The 17,462-nt window shown below is 62.2% G+C and carries 14 protein-coding genes and 1 pseudogene; 10 read left to right on the top strand and 5 right to left on the bottom strand.

Annotation, left to right across the window (positions count from 1 at the left end; translation table 11 throughout):
* The first annotated feature begins 19 nt into the window (after positions 1-19).
* The 3 genes from dapD to PSH87_RS06435 all read left to right on the top strand — a co-directional run bounded on the left by dapD (position 20) and on the right by PSH87_RS06435 (position 2,734).
* On the top strand, positions 20-1,054 hold the full coding sequence (gene dapD, locus PSH87_RS06445; RefSeq protein ID WP_017739124.1) for a 2,3,4,5-tetrahydropyridine-2,6-dicarboxylate N-succinyltransferase: 1,035 nt from the start codon (positions 20-22) through the stop codon (positions 1,052-1,054).
* A gap of 64 nt (positions 1,055-1,118) precedes the next feature.
* Positions 1,119-2,324 (top strand): aminotransferase class V-fold PLP-dependent enzyme, encoded by a 1,206-nt coding sequence (locus tag PSH87_RS06440; protein WP_305432915.1) that lies wholly within the window; start codon positions 1,119-1,121, stop codon positions 2,322-2,324.
* Positions 2,321-2,734, top strand: coding sequence for a SufE family protein (locus tag PSH87_RS06435; protein WP_305432914.1), 414 nt, complete (start codon positions 2,321-2,323; stop codon positions 2,732-2,734). Before PSH87_RS06440 ends, PSH87_RS06435 begins: the two co-directional genes overlap by 4 nt.
* A 129-nt stretch (positions 2,735-2,863) precedes the next feature.
* Here the strand turns inward: PSH87_RS06435 and tcdA are convergent, their stop codons facing one another.
* Positions 2,864-3,673, bottom strand: coding sequence for a tRNA cyclic N6-threonylcarbamoyladenosine(37) synthase TcdA (gene tcdA / locus PSH87_RS06430; protein ID WP_026136540.1), 810 nt, complete (start codon positions 3,671-3,673; stop codon positions 2,864-2,866).
* Between the two features lie 217 nt (positions 3,674-3,890).
* Between tcdA and PSH87_RS06425 the strand changes: the two genes are divergently transcribed.
* From PSH87_RS06425 to PSH87_RS06410, 4 genes are all read left to right on the top strand, one after another.
* Entirely contained in the window at positions 3,891-6,482 is a 2,592-nt protein-coding gene (locus PSH87_RS06425; protein WP_017734878.1) for a glycosyltransferase, read from the top strand.
* Between the two features lie 254 nt (positions 6,483-6,736).
* A complete protein-coding gene (gene dapE, locus PSH87_RS06420) occupies positions 6,737-7,888 on the top strand; it encodes a succinyl-diaminopimelate desuccinylase (protein WP_305432913.1) in 1,152 nt (383 codons plus the stop codon).
* Positions 7,888-8,697, top strand: a complete 810-nt coding sequence (locus PSH87_RS06415; RefSeq protein ID WP_017734666.1) for a putative RNA methyltransferase — start codon at positions 7,888-7,890, stop codon at positions 8,695-8,697. The genes dapE and PSH87_RS06415 overlap by 1 nt, the downstream gene beginning before the upstream one ends.
* Before the next feature lie 49 nt (positions 8,698-8,746).
* The gene (locus PSH87_RS06410; protein WP_017734665.1) at positions 8,747-9,124 is read left to right on the top strand and encodes a hypothetical protein; all 378 of its coding nucleotides are present in this window, start codon (positions 8,747-8,749) and stop codon (positions 9,122-9,124) included.
* Positions 9,125-9,269: 145 nt separating this feature from the next.
* On the opposite strand, the gene PSH87_RS06405 is transcribed toward PSH87_RS06410, so the two are convergent.
* Entirely contained in the window at positions 9,270-9,479 is a 210-nt protein-coding gene (locus PSH87_RS06405) for a cold-shock protein (protein ID WP_017738302.1), read from the bottom strand.
* Between the two features lie 181 nt (positions 9,480-9,660).
* On the opposite strand from PSH87_RS06405, the pseudogene plsB reads away from it, so the two are divergent.
* From plsB to PSH87_RS06390, 3 genes and pseudogenes are all read left to right on the top strand, one after another.
* Positions 9,661-12,172: pseudogene (gene plsB, locus PSH87_RS06400) on the top strand (glycerol-3-phosphate 1-O-acyltransferase PlsB).
* Between the two features lie 51 nt (positions 12,173-12,223).
* The gene (locus tag PSH87_RS06395; protein WP_017738304.1) at positions 12,224-12,625 is read left to right on the top strand and encodes a YbaY family lipoprotein; all 402 of its coding nucleotides are present in this window, start codon (positions 12,224-12,226) and stop codon (positions 12,623-12,625) included.
* A 22-nt stretch (positions 12,626-12,647) separates the two neighbouring features.
* Positions 12,648-13,337, top strand: a complete 690-nt coding sequence (locus PSH87_RS06390) for a DUF4197 domain-containing protein (RefSeq protein WP_017738305.1) — start codon at positions 12,648-12,650, stop codon at positions 13,335-13,337.
* A gap of 80 nt (positions 13,338-13,417) precedes the next feature.
* On the opposite strand, the gene PSH87_RS06385 is transcribed toward PSH87_RS06390, so the two are convergent.
* The 3 genes from PSH87_RS06385 to PSH87_RS06375 form a co-directional block, all read right to left on the bottom strand.
* Entirely contained in the window at positions 13,418-13,627 is a 210-nt protein-coding gene (locus PSH87_RS06385) for a hypothetical protein (protein WP_305432912.1), read from the bottom strand.
* Between the two features lie 171 nt (positions 13,628-13,798).
* Positions 13,799-14,392 carry a LysE family translocator gene (locus PSH87_RS06380; protein WP_017738308.1) on the bottom strand — a complete coding sequence of 198 codons (594 nt, stop codon included), beginning with the start codon at positions 14,390-14,392 and terminating at the stop codon, positions 13,799-13,801.
* Positions 14,393-14,394: 2 nt separating this feature from the next.
* Positions 14,395-17,460: an efflux RND transporter permease subunit gene (locus PSH87_RS06375; protein WP_305432911.1), complete on the bottom strand. Its 3,066-nt coding sequence runs from the start codon at positions 17,458-17,460 to the stop codon at positions 14,395-14,397.
* Positions 17,461-17,462 lie beyond the last annotated feature (2 nt).

Genomic DNA, 17,462 nt, shown 5'->3' with positions numbered 1-17,462 from the left:
TTTTTGTAGAGGTAACAGCATGTCCAATTCCCTGTTCAGCCTGGGCTTCGGCGTCGGCACTCAGAACCGCCAAGGTGCTTGGCTGGAAGTGTTTTACGCACAACCGCTGCTCAATCCTTCGGCGGAAATCGTTGCAGCCATCGCGCCGATCCTCGGCTACACCGAAGGCAACCAGGCAATCACCTTCACCGTCACCCAGGCCCTGCAACTGGCCGACGCACTGAAAGGCGTCGATGCCACCCAAGCCGCCCTGCTCAGCCGCCTGGCTGAAAGCCACACCCCGCTGGTTGCCACGCTGCTGGCCGAAGACGCCGCGCTGACCTCCACGCCTGAGGCCTACCTCAAGCTGCACCTGCTGTCCCACCGCCTGGTCAAGCCCCACGGCCTGAGCCTGGCCGGTGTGTTCCCGCAGCTGCCAAACGTCGCGTGGACCAGCCAGGGCGCCATCGACATCAGCGAACTGGCCGAACGCCAGCTGGAAGCACGCCTGCGTGGCGAGCTACTGGAAGTGTTCTCGGTGGACAAGTTCCCGAAAATGACCGACTACGTGGTCCCGGCCGGCGTGCGTATCGCTGACGCCGCGCGTCTGCGCCTGGGCGCCTACGTGGGCGAAGGCACCACCGTGATGCACGAAGGTTTCATCAACTTCAACGCCGGCACCGAAGGCCCGGGCATGATCGAAGGCCGCGTGTCGGCTGGCGTGTTCGTCGGCAAGGGTTCGGACCTGGGCGGCGGTTGCTCCACCATGGGCACCCTGTCGGGCGGCGGCAACATCGTGATCAAGGTCGGCGAAGGCTGCCTGATCGGCGCCAACGCCGGTATCGGTATCCCGCTGGGCGACCGCAACACCGTGGAGTCGGGCCTGTACGTCACCGCCGGGACCAAGGTCGCGCTGCTGGACGAGCAGAACCAACTGGTCAAGGTGGTCAAGGCACGCGACCTGGCCGGCCAGCCGGACCTGCTGTTCCGCCGCAACTCCGAGACCGGTGCAGTGGAGTGCAAAACCCACAAATCGGCCATCGAACTGAACGAAGCGCTGCACGCTCACAACTAAGCAGCCACTCGATGCCCCTAGCGGGCCCCGATCCTGGGGCTCGCTTATACGAGTCTTGAACACCATGCTAGTGCCCTCTCCCTGGCGCGCCGATTTCCCGGCCATCGCCACCCTGCAACGGCAAGACCAGACCTACCTGGACAACGCCGCCACCACGCAAAAACCCCAGGCCCTGTTGGATGCCATCAGCCATTACTACGCCAATGGCGCAGCCAATGTGCACCGTGCCCAGCATTTGCCGGGTGCCCATGCGACCCAGGCGTTCGAAGACAGCCGCAGCAAGGTCGCCCAGTGGTTGAACGCAGGTGACAGCGGGCAGGTCGTGTTCACCCACGGTGCAACCTCTGCGCTGAACCTCCTGGCCTACGGCCTGGAGCATCTATTCAATGCGGGCGATGAGATTGTCATCAGCGCCCTGGAACACCACGCCAACCTGCTGCCCTGGCAGCAACTGGCCAAACGCCGCGCCTTGGAACTGGTGGTATTGCCCCTTGGCGATGACGGCGTGATTGACCTCGCCGCCGCCGCCAAGCTGATCGGCCCGCGCACACGCCTGCTGGCGGTGAGCCAGTTGTCCAACGTGCTCGGAGCGTGGCAACCGCTGGAGGCCCTGTTCGCACTGGCCCAGCCCCACGGCGCCCTGACGGTCATCGACGGCGCCCAAGGCATCGTCCATGGTCGTCAGGACGTACAGGCCCTGGGCTGCGACTTCTACGTGTTTTCCAGCCACAAGCTCTACGGCCCGGACGGCGTCGGTGTGTTGTTCGGTCGCAATGAGGCCCTGCATCACCTGCGCCACTGGCAGTTTGGCGGTGAGATGGTGCAACAGGCCGATTACCACAGCGCCAGCTTCCGCCCGGCGCCGCTGGGGTTCGAGGCCGGCACGCCGCCGATTGCCAGCGTGATCGGGCTGGGCGCCAGCCTGGATTACCTGAGCTCGCTGGATCAGCAAGCGGTGATCGCCCATGAAGCGGCGCTGCATGACTACCTGCTGCGCGGGCTCAACGCGCGCAATGGCGTGCGGGTGCTGGGCGCGCCTCAAGTAGCGTTGGTCAGTTTTGTCGTCGAGGGCGTGCACAACGCCGACCTTGCGCACCTGCTCACCGAGCAAGGCATTGCCGTACGCGCCGGTCATCATTGTGCGATGCCGCTGCTCAAGGCGATGCATTTGTCGGGGGCGATCCGCGTTTCGCTGGCGCTGTATAACGATTCCGACGACCTGGAGCGCTTTTTTGAGGCGCTGGATCAGGCCCTGGATATGTTGCGATGAGTTTGCCGGTCGATGCAGTGACAGCGCTTGAAGCGTTCCAGGCTGTCGGCAGTTGGGAACAGCGCGCGCGGATGCTGATGCAATGGGGTGAGCGCATGCCTGCCCTGCCCGCCGAAGACAAGGTCGACGCCAACCTGGTGCAGGGCTGCGAAAGCCTGGTGTGGTTGGTGGGGCGATTGCAGGAGGGGCATTGGCAGTTTGCTGCTGCCAGTGATGCGCGGTTGATTCGCGGGTTGGTGGCGTTGTTGCTGGTGCGGGTGAATGGGTTGTCGACTGCCGAGTTGCAGGCCGTGGACTTGCCCGACTGGTTCAATCAGCTGGGCCTTTCCCGCCAGTTGTCACCCTCGCGCAGCAACGGCTTGAATGCAGTATTACAGCGCATGCGAACTTTGAGCCTTACACAAAACTAAATGTGGGAGCTGGCTTGCCTGCGATGCAGGCACCTCGGTGTATCAGTCATACCGAGGTGATGCTATCGCAGGCAAGCCAGCTCCCACACAAGCCAGCTCCCACATTTTGAATGGTGCAAGTTTCCAGAATTAAGCAGGCTTGACCCGCTCCGAAGGCCGGCGCACCCCAGCCACAATCTTGTCCACCGCCTTGGTCGCCGCCACCATGCCAAAGCTGGCCGTGACCATCATCACCGCACCAAACCCACCAGCACAGTCCAGCTTCACCCCATCGCCGACAAAACTCTTCTGCAAGCAAATGCTGCCATCCGGCTTCGGATAACGCAGTTGCTCGGTGGAAAACACGCACGGCACGCTGTAGTGACGGGTCACGGTGCGCGAGAAACCATAGTCGCGGCGCAGGGTGGAGCGCACTTTCGACGCCAGCGGATCGTTGAACGTCCGGTTCAGGTCGCACACCTGGATCAACGTCGGGTCGATCTGCCCACCGGCGCCGCCCGTGGTGATGATCTGGATCTTGCGGCGCTTGCACCAGGCGATCAGCGCGGCCTTGGCGTTGACGGCGTCGATGCAGTCGATCACGCAATCAATATCGGGCGTGATGTACTCGGCCATGGTGTCGCGGGTGACGAAGTCCGCCACCGCATGCACCGTGCAATCCGGGTTGATGCCGCGCAGGCGCTCGGCCATCACTTCGACCTTGGGTTTGCCCACGGTGCTGTCCAGCGCATGCAACTGGCGGTTGCTGTTGCTGACGCACACGTCATCCAGGTCAAACAGCGAAATCTCGCCCACACCGCAACGTGCGATGGCTTCCGCCGCCCAGGAGCCCACGCCGCCGACGCCGACGATCGCCACATGGGCCGCTTTCAAGCGTTCCAGGCCTTCAATGCCATACAAGCGGGCGACGCCTGCAAACCGTGGATCTTCTGTACTCATGACCATTACCCCAAAAACCGGCGCGCATTATGGGCTACGCAGCGGCAAGTTTTAAGCTACAAGTTACAAGTTAAGAACTTAGATGGGCTTTCGCTGACTAACGTCCGGCTTTTCTCTGCTTGCTGTACGCTCAGGGAAGCGCCGGTGTAGGATGCGCGCCGTTCGGCGCAGGCCGACACCTCTTTTCGTTCCACACCCTTTGGAACCCGAAATAGCCATGGCATCGCGTAAATTTGGACTCAACCTGGTGATCGTGCTGGCAATCGCCGCACTGTTCACCGGCTTCTGGGCGCTGATCAACCGCCCGGTCACCACCCCCAACTGGCCTGAACAGATCTCCGGTTTCTCCTACTCGCCGTTCCAGCAAGGCCAGTACCCGCAGAAGAACCAGTTCCCGACCGACGACCAGATGCGCCAGGACCTGGCGATCATGAGCAAGCTGACGGACAACATCCGTACCTACTCGGTCGACGGCACCCTGGGCGACATCCCCAAGCTGGCCGAAGAGTTCGGCCTGCGCGTGACCCTGGGGATCTGGATCAGCCCGGACCTGGAACGCAACGAGCGAGAAATCCAGCGCGCCATCGAAATCGCCAACAACTCGCGCAGTGTGGTGCGGGTTGTGGTGGGTAACGAAGCGGTATTCCGCAAGGACATCACCCCGGAAGCGCTGATTGTGCTGCTGGATCGGGTGCGCGCCGCCGTCAAAGTGCCGGTCACGACCTCCGAGCAATGGGACATCTGGGAAAAGAACCCGCAACTGGCCAAGCACGTCGACCTGATCGCCGCGCACATCCTGCCGTTCTGGGAATACATTCCGATGGACAAGGCCGGCCAGTACGTACTCGACCGCGCCAAGGACCTGAAGAAACTGTTCCCGAAAAAGCCGCTGCTGCTGTCGGAGGTTGGCTGGCCGAGCAACGGGCGCATGCGCGGTGGCAATGAAACGTCCCCGGCCGACCAGGCGATTTACCTACGAACACTGGTGAATAAACTCAATCGCCAGGGCTACAACTACTTCGTGATCGAAGCCTTCGACCAGCCGTGGAAAGTCAGCGATGAAGGCTCGGCCGGCGCTTACTGGGGCGTGTTCAACGCCGCACGCCAGCAGAAATTCAACTTTGAAGGGCCCGTGGTCGCCATCCCGCAATGGCGCGTACTCGCCATCGGCTCGGTGGTGCTCGCCCTGCTGTCGCTGACCCTGCTGATGATCGACGGCTCGGCCCTGCGCCAGCGTGGCCGCACCTTCCTGACCTTTATCGCGTTCCTCTGCGGTTCGGTGCTGGTGTGGATCGGCTACGACTACAGCCAGCAATACAGCACCTGGTTCAGCGTCACCGTGGGCATCCTCCTGGCCCTCGGCGCCCTCGGCGTGTTTATCGTGTTGCTGACCGAAGCCCATGAGTTGGCGGAAGCGGTGTGGACCCACAAGCGTCGGCGTGAATTCCTGCCGGTCGAAGGGGACTCGGACTACCGCCCGAAAGTGTCGATCCACGTGCCGTGCTACAACGAGCCGCCGGAGATGGTCAAACAGACCCTCGACGCCCTCGCCGCCCTCGATTACCCGGACTACGAAGTCCTGATCATCGACAACAACACCAAAGACCCAGCCGTCTGGGAACCGGTGCGCGACTACTGCGAAACCCTCGGCCCGCGCTTCAAGTTCTTCCACGTCGCGCCCCTGGCCGGTTTCAAGGGTGGCGCGTTGAACTACCTGCTGCCGCACACCGCCAAGGATGCCGAAGTGATCGCGGTGATCGATTCGGACTACTGCGTGTCGCCCAACTGGCTCAAGCACATGGTGCCGCACTTCGCCGACCCGAAAATCGCCGTGGTGCAATCGCCGCAGGACTACCGCGACCAGAACGAAAGCACCTTCAAGAAGCTCTGCTACGCGGAATACAAGGGCTTCTTCCATATCGGCATGGTCACCCGCAACGACCGTGACGCGATCATCCAGCACGGCACCATGACCATGACCCGGCGCTCGGTGCTCGAAGAACTCGGCTGGGCCGACTGGTGCATCTGTGAAGACGCCGAACTGGGACTACGGGTATTCGAGAAAGGCCTGTCGGCGGCGTATTACCACGACAGCTACGGCAAAGGCCTGATGCCGGACACCTTTATCGACTTCAAGAAACAGCGTTTCCGCTGGGCCTACGGTGCGATCCAGATCATCAAGCGTCACACCGCCAGCCTGTTGCGCGGCAAGGACACCGAGCTGACCCGTGGCCAGCGCTACCACTTCCTCGCGGGCTGGTTGCCGTGGGTGGCGGACGGCATGAACATCTTCTTCACCGTGGGCGCACTGTTGTGGTCGGCGGCGATGATCATCGTGCCGACGCGGGTCGACCCGCCGTTGCTGATCTTCGCGATCCCGCCGTTGGCGTTGTTCGTGTTCAAGGTGGGCAAGATCGTGTTCCTGTACCGTCGCGCCGTGGGCGTGAACCTCAAGGACGCGTTCTGCGCGGCCCTGGCCGGCCTGGCGTTGTCCCACACCATCGCCAAGGCGGTGCTGTATGGCTTCTTCACCAGCAGTATTCCGTTCTTTCGCACACCGAAAAACGCGGATAACCACGGCTTCTGGGTAGCGATTTCCGAAGCTCGCGAAGAAATGTTCATCATGCTGCTGTTGTGGGGCGCCGCGCTGGGTATCTACCTGGTGCAGGGCCTGCCGAGCAATGACATTCGCTTCTGGGTGGTGATGCTGCTGGTGCAGTCGCTGCCGTATGTGGCGGCGTTGATCATGGCGTTCCTGTCTTCGCTGCCGAAACCTTCGGTGGCGGCGGAGCCCGCACCTGCTGCGTAAAAACTTGCGCAATGCACTAAACGGCGGCCTCTGGCCGCCGTTTTGCTATAAGATAACGGCCGTTTTATGAGTCTTGGCCCTGCCTTTGCTCTCTGTGGGAGCTGGCTTGCCTGCGATGCAGACGCCGCGGTCTGGCTGGCACACCGCGGCGATGCTATCGCAGGCAAGCCAGCTCCCACATTGGCTCTACATCGCCCCGAGCTCTGTATTCCACATTCGTCCTGCGCCCACACCACGCTTCCCGGAGTTTTCCCATGACGGCCCATGCCGACCTTTCGCCGACCCTTCAACTTGCCATCGACCTGATCCGTCGCCCCTCGGTAACGCCGATCGACGCCGATTGCCAGAAGCTGATGATGCAGCGCCTGGGCGACGCCGGTTTTGCGCTGGAGCCGATGCGCATCGAGGACGTGGACAATTTCTGGGCCACCCACGGCAAGCACGAAGGCCCGGTGCTGTGCTTCGCCGGTCACACCGACGTGGTCCCGACAGGCCCGGTGCAGGCCTGGCAGAACGACCCGTTCGACGCATTGATCGATGACAACGGCATGCTCTGCGGCCGTGGCGCGGCAGACATGAAAGGCAGCCTGGCGGCGATGCTGGTGGCTTCCGAGCGCTTCGTGCACGACTACCCGGACCACAAGGGCTCGGTCGCCTTCCTCATCACCAGCGATGAAGAAGGCCCGGCGCACCACGGCACCAAGGCTGTGATCGAACGCCTGGCCGCGCGCAAGGAGCGCCTGGACTGGTGCATCGTCGGCGAACCGTCGAGCACCACGCTGGTGGGCGATGTGGTCAAGAACGGCCGTCGCGGCTCCCTCGGGGCCACCCTGACCGTGCGCGGCGTGCAAGGCCACGTGGCCTACCCGCACCTGGCGAAGAACCCGATCCACCTGGCCGCACCGGCCCTGGCCGAACTGGCCGCCGAGCATTGGGACGACGGCAACACCTTCTTCCCGCCGACCAGCTTCCAGATCTCCAACCTGAACTCCGGCACCGGCGCCACCAACGTGATTCCCGGTGACCTGACGGCGGTGTTCAACTTCCGCTTCTCCACCGAGTCCACCGTCGAAGGCCTGCAACAGCGCGTCGCCGCGATCCTCGACAAGCACGGCCTGGATTGGCATGTGGAATGGGCGCTGTCGGGGCTGCCGTTCCTCACCGAACCGGGCGCGTTGCTGGATGCGGTCTCGGCCAGCATCAAGGCAATCACGGGGCGTGACACCAAGGCGTCCACCAGCGGCGGTACCTCGGATGGGCGCTTCATCGCCACCCTCGGCACCCAGGTGGTTGAACTGGGTCCGGTCAACGCAACGATCCACCAGGTCAACGAACGCATTCTGGCCAGCGACCTCGACGTGCTGACCGAAATCTACTACCAGACCCTGATCAAGTTGCTCGCCTGATGCTCGCCTGCCCCCTCTGCAGCGCCCCGCTGAACGCGGTGGACAATGGCGTTGCGTGCCCCGCCGGGCACCGTTTCGACCGCGCGCGCCAGGGTTACCTGAACCTGTTGCCGGTGCAGCACAAGAACAGCCGCGACCCGGGCGACAACCTCGCCATGGTCGAGGCGCGCCGTGACTTCCTCAACGCCGGGCACTACGCCCCGGTGGCCAAGCGCCTGGCCGAACTGGCGGCAGAACGTGCCCCGGCGCGCTGGGTGGACATTGGCTGTGGCGAGGGTTACTACACCGCGCAAATCGCCGACGCCCTGCCCCAGGCGGACGGCTACGCACTGGACATCTCCAAGGAAGCCGTCAAGCGGGCGTGCAAACGCAACCCGGCGCTGACCTGGTTGATCGCCAGCATGGCCCGCGTGCCGTTGGCGTCAGGCAGCTGCCAGTTTCTTGCCAGCGTGTTCAGCCCGTTGGACTGGGAAGAGGCCAAGCGCCTGCTCAGTCCTGGCGGCGGCCTGATGAAGGTCGGCCCGACCAGCGGCCACCTGATGGAACTGCGCGAGCGCCTGTACGACGAAGTGCGCGAGTACACCGACGACAAGCACCTGGCCCTGGTGCCGGACGGCATGAGCCTGGCCCATAGCGAAACCCTGGAGTTCACCCTGAGCCTGGCCGAGCCTCAAGACCGCGCCAACCTGCTGGCCATGACACCCCACGGCTGGCGCGCCAGCGCCGAAAAACGTGCCGAAGTGATCGAGGCGGCCGAGCCCCTGTCTGTCACTGTGTCGATGCGTTACGACTATTTCGTGCTTCAATAACCGACTTTTCCGCGAATGGATTTTTAAAATCCCGCAACGAGGAACATCCATGCGCCAACCCGATATCGAGATTTACCTGAAGGACGCCGACGTCGACTACAAAGCCGTCGCCGCCTGGCTGGGCGCCGCCCTGGGCCCATGTACCGATTGGGTGCAGAAAGGCCAGACCTACAAGTGCAAGGCCGGCAACGTACCCGTCACCTGGCTGCCCAAGGCCGTAGGCAAATGGAACAGCCTGTACCTGGAAAGCGACCAGACCCCGTGGGACGACGACATCGCCTGCGCCCGCGCTGCGTTTGCTGCGCTGAACGTCGAAGTGCGTTGTGCGCCGGGGACGTGGGTTGAGGAAGAAGGTGAGGAAAGCGCTGATACCTGGATTCGGATCAGCGAAGACGGTGAAGAACAGATCACCTGGAAAACCGCCTGATTTAAAGCTGCAAACACAATCAATGTGGGAGCTGGCTTGCCTGCGATGCAGACACCTCGGTCTATCAGTAAGACCACAGTGATGCTATCGCAGGCAAGCCAGCTCCCACACTTGATTGGGTTACCAAATCAAGATGGGGCCGGCCTCAAAGCCCCACCACATCCTCCGCCTGCAACCCCTTCTCGCCGGTCACCACGGCGTATTCCACTTGCTGGCCCTCGGCCAACGAGCGGTGGCCGTCACCGCGAATGGCGCGGTAGTGCACAAACACATCCTTGCCATCATCACGCTGAATAAAGCCGTAACCCTTTGCATCGTTGAACCACTTCACATTGCCGGTTTCGCGCGTTGCCATCTGTTTAACTCCCACATGCTTTTTATTGTTGAGTCGCTCGCATTGAACTGCCGAGTATAAGACAGGCTCCAAAACGATCAACTCAAGTTTACATCGCTGCTTTTTTGCCGATTTTCGGCGAATACGGCACACTACCCGCCCGAGCGCCTGCTCGGTTTTTCCCACTTGAAGCAGCACGCCTATGACCCGCTCCCCGTTCCGCCGTCTGGTGTTTGGCACCTTGCGCCGACTGTTGTACCTCTGGGTTCGCTCAGAGACGATCAACCAGTCGTCCCTTACCCTCAACCTGGACCGCAGCCGGCCGGTGTTCTACGTCCTGCAATCGCCCTCCCTCACCGAATTGGCCGTGGTCGATGCCGAGTGCACCAAGGCCGGCCTGCCGCGCCCGGTGCTGCCGGTCGCAGTGGGGCCGCTGATGGAACCGGCGGCGTTCTTCTACCTCACGCCCGAGCCGGACTGGCTCGGCCGCCAGGACAAGCGCGGCGCGCCGCCGACCCTGACCCGCCTGGTCAACACCCTCACCGAGCATGCCGAAGAGAATGCACAAATCATTCCGGTCAGCGTGTTCTGGGGGGCAGTCGCCCGAGAGTGAGTCCAGCCCGTGGAAGCTGCTGTTTGCCGACAGTTGGGCGGTCACCGGGCGCCTGCGGCGCTTTCTGAGCATCCTGATCCTGGGGCGCAAGACTCGCGTGCAATTCTCCGCGCCTATCAACCTGCGTGAATTGATCGAGCACAATAAAGGCCACGAACGCACGGTGCGCATGGCCCAACGGATCCTGCGGGTGCACTTTCGCAACCTGAAGACCGCCGTGATCGGCCCCGACCTGTCCCACCGGCGCAACCTGGTCAAAGGCCTGGTCAACATGCCGCTGGTGCGCCAGGCCATCCTGGACGAGGCCGAACGGGAAAAAATCAGCCCGGAAAAAGCCAAGGCCCAGGCCCTGCGCTATGGCAACGAGATCGCCTCGGACTACACCTACACCGCGATCCGCTTCCTCGAAGTGGTGCTGAGCTGGTTCTGGAACAAGATCTACGACGGCATCAAGGTCAACAACATCGAAGGTGTGCAAAAGGTTGCCCAGGGCTACGAGGTGATCTACGTGCCTTGCCACCGCAGCCATATCGACTACCTGCTGCTCTCCTACCTGCTGTTCAAGAACGGCCTGACCCCGCCGCACATCGCGGCGGGCATCAACCTGAACATGCCGGTGATCGGCAGCCTGCTGCGCCGAGGCGGTGCGTTTTTCATGCGCCGCACCTTCAAGGGCAACCCGCTGTACACCTCGGTGTTCAACGAATACCTGCACACCCTGTTCACCAAAGGCTTCCCGGTGGAGTACTTCGTCGAGGGCGGCCGCTCGCGCACCGGGCGCATGCTGCAACCGAAGACCGGCATGCTGGCGATCACCCTGCGCAGTTTCCTGCGCTCCTCGCGCATGCCCATCGTGTTCGTGCCGGTGTATATCGGCTATGAGCGTGTGCTCGAAGGCCGCACCTACCTGGGCGAACTGCGTGGCGCGACGAAAAAGAAAGAATCGATCTTCGATATTTTCAAAGTGGTCGGCGCGCTCAAGCAGCGCTTCGGCCAAGTCGCGGTCAACTTCGGCGAGCCGATCAAGCTGGCCGAGTTCCTCGATACTGAACAACCGGACTGGCGCAGCCAGGAGCTGGGCCCGAACTACAAGCCGGCCTGGCTCAACGAAACCACCAACCGCCTTGGCGAACAGGTAGCCCGCCACTTGAACGAAGCCGCCGCGGTAAACCCGGTGAACCTGGTGGCCCTGGCGCTGCTCTCCACCACCCGCCTGGCCCTGGATGAACAGGCCATGGCGCGCCAGCTTGACCTGTACCTGGCGCTGCTGCGCCGCGTGCCCTACTCGCCCCACACCACCTTGCCCGAAGGGGATGGCCTGGCGCTGATCAAGCACGTGTTGGACATGGACCTGCTGTCGGAACAGAGCGACGCCCTCGGCAAGATCCTGTACCTGGACGAGCAGAACGCCGTCCTGATGACCTACTACCGCAACAACGTGCTGCACATCTTCGCGTTGCCGGCGCTGCTCGCGAGTTTCTTCCAGAGCAGCTCGCGGATGAGCCGCGAACAGATCCTGCGCTACACCCACGCGCTGTACCCGTACCTGCAATCGGAGCTGTTTATCCGTTGGTCGCTGGAAGAGTTGGACACGGTGGTCGATCAATGGCTGGACGCTTTTGTCGAACAGGGCCTGCTGCGCTTCGAGAACAACGTGTTCCTGCGCCCGGCGCCCAGCTCGCGGCATTTTGTGTTGCTGACGCTGCTGTCCAAGAGCATCGCCCAGACCCTGCAACGCTTCTACATGGCGATCTCGCTGCTGCTCAACAGCGGCCAGAACAGCATCAGCGCCGAAGAGCTGGAAGACCTGTGTACGGTGATGGCTCAGCGCCTGTCGATCCTGCATGGCCTCAACGCCCCGGAGTTCTTCGACAAAAGCCTTTTCCGACATTTCATCCAGTCGTTGCTGGAGCAAGATGTGCTGCGCCGCGATGAAGCGGGCAAGTTGAGTTACCACGACCTGCTCGGCGAACTGGCCGAAGGCGCGGCCAAGCGCGTGCTGCCGGCGGAGATCCGCCTGTCGATCCGCCAGGTGGCGCTGCACCGCGTGGATGACACGCCGGTCGAATCCGAACCTCTCAAACCCGAAGAAAGCCGCTAGATTGAATAAGGCGCCGGGCTGTTTCCGGCGCCGCTGACAAGGAGCTGCACCATGAAAAAGATTATCCTCCTCGGCCTCACCGCCCTGCTCGGAGCCTGCCAATCCATGACGCCCGCACCAGAGGCCAGCCTCGATGGCGAAGTGTTCTACCTGCAACGCATCGCCCTGCCGCCAACCGCCACCTTGAGCGTCAGCCTGCAAGACGTGTCCCTGGCCGACGCACCGGCGGTGACCCTCGCCGAACAGAAAGGCCCGGTCAAAGGCCAGGTGCCGCTGCCGTTTCACCTGAGCTACGACCCGGCCCAGGTCAAGCCCGGCCACAGCTACTCGGTCAGCGCTCGCATCGAAGTGGACGGCAAGCTAATGTTTATCACCACCGAACGGCACTCTGTGCAGCTCAACGGCCAGGATCCACAACCGCTGCGCCTGCGCGTAGACGCCGTGGCCCACTGAACTCGATCAAAAGGAAGCGCCCATGCTCCGTAACTCCCTTCGCTTTACTGCCCTGTGCGCCGGCCTGCTGCTGGGGGCCAACGCCATGGCGCTGGACCTCTCCAGCCTGTCCCAGGGCGACGCTTCCGGCGGCCTCAAGGACGCACTGACCCAAGGCGCGCAAATCGCCGTGAAACAGCTTGGGGTGCCGGGTGGTTTCAGCAACAACCCGGAAGTGAAGATCGGTTTGCCAGGCAAGTTGGGCAAAGTGGCCGACAAGCTGAAAATGTTCGGCATGGGCGACCAGGTCACCCAACTGGAAACCAGCATGAACAAGGCCGCTGAGTCCGCCGTGACCCAGGCCCAGCCGATCCTGGTGAATGCCGTGAAAAACATGAGCGTGACCGACGCCAAGGGCATCCTCAGCGGTGGCCAGGATTCGGCCACCCAGTACCTGAACAAAAGCAGCCGTGAACAGATCCGCGCCAAGTTCCTGCCGATCGTGAAAGCGGCCACCGACAAGGTCGGCGTCGCCCAGCAATACAACGCCCTGGCGGGCAAGGCGGCGGCGTTTGGTGCGGTGGACGCCAAGAGCGCCAACGTCGAGAACTACGTGACCGAGCAGGCGCTGGACGGCCTGTTCAAGATGATTGCGCAGCAGGAAGAGACCATTCGCAAGAATCCGGCGGCTGCGGCCACCAGTCTGGCGAAAAAAGTGTTTGGCGCGCTGTAACAGCACACTGCACGTCACCGAGCAGGGAAAATCCTTGCCGGCGAAAACGCCCTGATCAACTCAGGGCGTTTTGGTTTTAACTACCAGGTAATGGAAGGGCTGCGTGCGGATGCCGACGAGGCCGCATTACTGATACTGGTATTGTTGTTTTGATTGTTGCTCTCGTTGTGAATATGGATATTCACATCAGGTTGACGATTGCCGTTGAACTGGCCGAAGCCATTCCCCATCCCCATCCCCATCGCCGCGCCCACTATTTGCAGCGGAAGAAATAATATTGGTAGCAACATACGTACTCCTTAAGCATCACCGTAGAAACAGTCCTGCGCGCTTGACCGCCAGAAGAGTTACCTGCTCAACAGGTAACTCTATGTGGCACTTGCGGCGCAACAGTTCCCCGGTCAGCCCAAACAAAGGTTCCACCGCCCCGAAGTCCGTTTGCATGGAAATGTAAACCAGCGTCAATGGATGAGTGAGTCAGCCAGGCGCCCCATCATGATCGTGGCAAAACAGCAGATGGCTACGGACGTTGCGCGATTGATTCTCAGCGGTGTCAGCCAGGCTTTCTGAATCCCTTCGAAATGACTGCCCAACACAGTCCAGGCCGCCCCCACCGGAACCACCACCAACGCCAGCGTGCTCATGAATCCGGCATAACCGGGCAACGTGGCAAACGCGCTGGCCGGGGCGATGAACGACGCGATCAACAAGCCCTTGGGGTTCATGACCGTCAGCCAGAAGAAATACAGCCCGGAGAAACGGTCGCGGGTCGCGTCGATGGTGCTGCTCTTGCGCTGCCAGAGCTTGTACGAGACATACAGCAGGTAACAGGCCGCCGCCAGTTGCGTGGCCTTCAAGGCCCATGGCGAGTAGGCCGCCAGATACAGCAGCGCCATACCCCACACAGAAACTTGCAGCAGGTAGGCCAGGCACTCGATGAACGCGAGCTTCCAGGAGGCCCGGTAGCCGAACAACACACCTGCGCGAAACAGCAGGGTGTTGGTCGGGCCAGGGGCAAGCAATAGCAACATCAGGGCTGAAACGGTGGCCAACATGATTACGCGACGTCCTTCCTCACTCGGAACCACGCAGCATACAGGGCCGGTAGGAACAATAGGGTCAACGCCGTCGCCACAATCAACCCGCCCATGATCGCCACCGCCATCGGCCCGAAGAACACACTGCGTGACAGTGGGATCATCGCCAGCACCGCCGCGAGGGCTGTCAGCACAATCGGACGGAAGCGTCGGACGGTAGCTTCGATAATGGCTTGCCATGGCGCGAGGCCGGCCTTGATGTCCTGTTCGATCTGGTCCACCAGGATCACCGAGTTCCGCATGATCATCCCCGACAAGGCGATGGTGCCGAGCATGGCCACAAAGCCAAAGGGCTGGCGGAATACCAGCAGGAACAGCGTCACACCGATCAAACCCAACGGCGCCGTCAGAAACACCATCGCCGTGCGTGAGAAACTGCGCAGTTGCAGCATCAGCAATGTCAGCACCACCACGATGAACAACGGCACGCCGGCTTTCACCGAGTTCTGCCCACGGGCGGAGTCTTCCACCGTGCCGCCGACGTCCAGCAGGTAGCCATCCGGCAGTTCGGCGCGCACGCCTGCCAGGGTCGGCAGGATTTGCTGGACCAGGGTCGCCGGTTGTTCCTTGCCGTAGATATCGGCGCGCACGGTCACCGTTGGCAGGCGGTTGCGGTGCCAGATGATGCCTTCTTCGAAGCCGTACTCCAGGGTGGCGATCTGCGACAGCGCCACGCTTTTGCCGTTGTCGGTCGGCACCGCCAGGCTTGGCAGCAACGACAGCTCAGTGCGTTCATGCACGGTGCCGCGCAGGAGGATCTCGATCAACTCGTTGTCCTCCCGGTATTGGCTGACGCTGGAACCGGTGAGCGAGCTTTGCAGGAACTTCGACAGGTTGGCGGTGCTCACGCCAAGGGCGCGGGCGCGGTCCTGGTCGATATTGAGGTAGACGATCTTGCTCGGCTCTTCCCAGTCCAGGTGCACGTTGACCACGTGGGTATTTTCGCGAACCTTGGCCGCCACTTTCCGCGCCAGGGCGCGGACTTGTTCGATGTGCTCGCCCGTTACACGGAACTGCACCGGGTAACCCACGGGCGGGCCGTTCTCCAGGCGCGTGACCCGCGAGCGCAGCGCCGGGAACTGTTCGTTGAGGGTTTCGATCAGCCAGGTGCGCAGGCTTTCGCGCTCTTCGATGGTTTTGGCCAACACCACGAACTGCGCAAAACTCGCAGCGGGTAATTGCTGGTCCAGCGGCAGGTAGAAGCGCGGCGAGCCAGTGCCGACATAGGCCACGTAGTTGTCGATGCCGGCATGCTCCTTGAGCAGCGCTTCCAGGCGTTTGACCTGATCGGCGGTGTTGCTCAGGGACGTACCTTCGGCCAGTTTCAGGTCGACCATCAGCTCCAGGCGACCAGAAGCCGGGAAGAACTGCTGCGGCACAAAACGAAACAGCGCCACCGAGCCGATAAACAGCAGCAAGGTCAGGACGATCACGGTTTTGCGCCGACGCACGCACCACTCCACCAAACGTCTTACACGCTGATAGAAGGGTGTGCCGTAGGGATCTGGCCCGTCAGTACCGTGCTTGGCCGCGTGAATCTTCGCCAGGTCCGGCAGGAGTTTTTCCCCCAGGTACGGCACGAACACTACAGCGGCGACCCACGAGGCCAGCAGGGCGATAGTCACCACCTGGAAGATCGAGCGGGTGTATTCGCCGGTACTCGATTGCGCGGTGGCAATCGGCAAGAAACCGGCGGCGGTGATCAGCGTGCCGGTGAGCATCGGGAACGCGGTGCTGGTCCAGGCGAAACTCGCGGCCTTGAGCCGGTCGTAGCCCTGTTCCATTTTGATCGCCATCATTTCCACGGCGATGATTGCGTCGTCCACCAGCAGGCCCAGGGCCAGTACCAGTGCACCGAGGGAGATCTTGTGCAAGCCGATGCCGAGGTAATACATGCTGGCAAAGGTCATTGCCAACACCAGCGGAATCGCCAGGGCCACCACCATGCCGGTGCGCACGCCGAGGGAGAAAAAGCTCACCAGCAACACGATGGCCAAGGCCTCGGCCAGGACCTGGACGAATTCGCCGACACTGGTTTTCACCGCGGCCGGTTGGTCCGACACCTTGCGCAGCTCCATACCTGCCGGAAGATTCTTCTGCAGGCGTGCGAACTCGCCTTCCAGGGCCTTGCCCAGCACCAGGATGTCGCCGCCGTCGCGCATGGCCACCGCCAGGCCGATGGCGTCCGCGCCCATGTAGCGCATACGCGGGGCCGGTGGGTCGTTGAAGCCCCGGTGGATGTCCGCCACGTCGCCGATGCGGAAGGTGCGGTCACCGACGCGGATCGGGAAGTTGCGGATCTCCTCCACCGTCTTGAAGTTGCCCGACACCCGCAGCTGCACGCGTTCGGTCGGGGTTTCGAAGAAACCGGCGGTGGAGACTGCGTTCTGCTCCTGCAAGGCCTGCTGTACGGCCGCCAACGGCAAGCCAAGAGTGGCCAGCTTGAGGTTGGACAGTTCGATCCAGATCTTCTCGTCCTGTAGGCCAAGCAACTCAACCTTGCCCACATCCGGCACCCGTTGCAGTTGAATCTGGATGCGGTCGGCGTAGTCCTTGAGCACGGCGTAGTCAAAACCGTCGCCGGTCAGGGCGTAGATATTGCCAAAGGTGGTGCCGAATTCATCGTTGAAAAACGGCCCCTGGATATCCGGTGGCAGGGTCTGGCGGATATCGCTGATCTTCTTGCGCACCTGGTACCACAGCTCGGGGATCTGCGCCGAGTGCATGGAGTCGCGGGCCATGAAGGTGACCTGGGATTCGCCGGGGCGCGAGAACGACACGATGCGCTCGTACTCACCGGTCTCCATCAGCTTTTTCTCGATGCGCTCGGTGACCTGGCGCGAGACTTCCTGGGCCGTGGCGCCTGGCCAGTTGGTCTTGATCACCATGGCCTTGAAGGTGAACGGCGGGTCTTCGCTTTGTCCCAGCTTGGTGTAGGACAAGGTGCCGACCACCGCCAGCAGGATCATCAGGAACAGTACGATCTGGCGATTACGCAACGCCCATTCGGAAAGATTGAAACCCATCG

The organism is Pseudomonas sp. FP453 (assembly GCF_030687495.1).
Lineage (GTDB): Bacteria > Pseudomonadota > Gammaproteobacteria > Pseudomonadales > Pseudomonadaceae > Aquipseudomonas.
Note: the sequence above shows the minus strand (reverse complement) of the source record. Positions and strands in the feature narration are given on the sequence as shown.

Coding starts and splice junctions, on each gene's coding strand:
- dapD (WP_017739124.1), top strand. CDS start 20: ATGTCCAATTCCCTGTTCAGCCTGGGCTTCGGCGTCGGCACTCAGAAC.
- PSH87_RS06440 (WP_305432915.1), top strand. CDS start 1,119: ATGCTAGTGCCCTCTCCCTGGCGCGCCGATTTCCCGGCCATCGCCACC.
- PSH87_RS06435 (WP_305432914.1), top strand. CDS start 2,321: ATGAGTTTGCCGGTCGATGCAGTGACAGCGCTTGAAGCGTTCCAGGCT.
- tcdA (WP_026136540.1), bottom strand. CDS start 3,673: ATGAGTACAGAAGATCCACGGTTTGCAGGCGTCGCCCGCTTGTATGGC.
- PSH87_RS06425 (WP_017734878.1), top strand. CDS start 3,891: ATGGCATCGCGTAAATTTGGACTCAACCTGGTGATCGTGCTGGCAATC.
- dapE (WP_305432913.1), top strand. CDS start 6,737: ATGACGGCCCATGCCGACCTTTCGCCGACCCTTCAACTTGCCATCGAC.
- PSH87_RS06415 (WP_017734666.1), top strand. CDS start 7,888: ATGCTCGCCTGCCCCCTCTGCAGCGCCCCGCTGAACGCGGTGGACAAT.
- PSH87_RS06410 (WP_017734665.1), top strand. CDS start 8,747: ATGCGCCAACCCGATATCGAGATTTACCTGAAGGACGCCGACGTCGAC.
- PSH87_RS06405 (WP_017738302.1), bottom strand. CDS start 9,479: ATGGCAACGCGCGAAACCGGCAATGTGAAGTGGTTCAACGATGCAAAG.
- PSH87_RS06395 (WP_017738304.1), top strand. CDS start 12,224: ATGAAAAAGATTATCCTCCTCGGCCTCACCGCCCTGCTCGGAGCCTGC.
- PSH87_RS06390 (WP_017738305.1), top strand. CDS start 12,648: ATGCTCCGTAACTCCCTTCGCTTTACTGCCCTGTGCGCCGGCCTGCTG.
- PSH87_RS06385 (WP_305432912.1), bottom strand. CDS start 13,627: ATGTTGCTACCAATATTATTTCTTCCGCTGCAAATAGTGGGCGCGGCG.
- PSH87_RS06380 (WP_017738308.1), bottom strand. CDS start 14,392: ATGTTGGCCACCGTTTCAGCCCTGATGTTGCTATTGCTTGCCCCTGGC.
- PSH87_RS06375 (WP_305432911.1), bottom strand. CDS start 17,460: ATGGGTTTCAATCTTTCCGAATGGGCGTTGCGTAATCGCCAGATCGTA.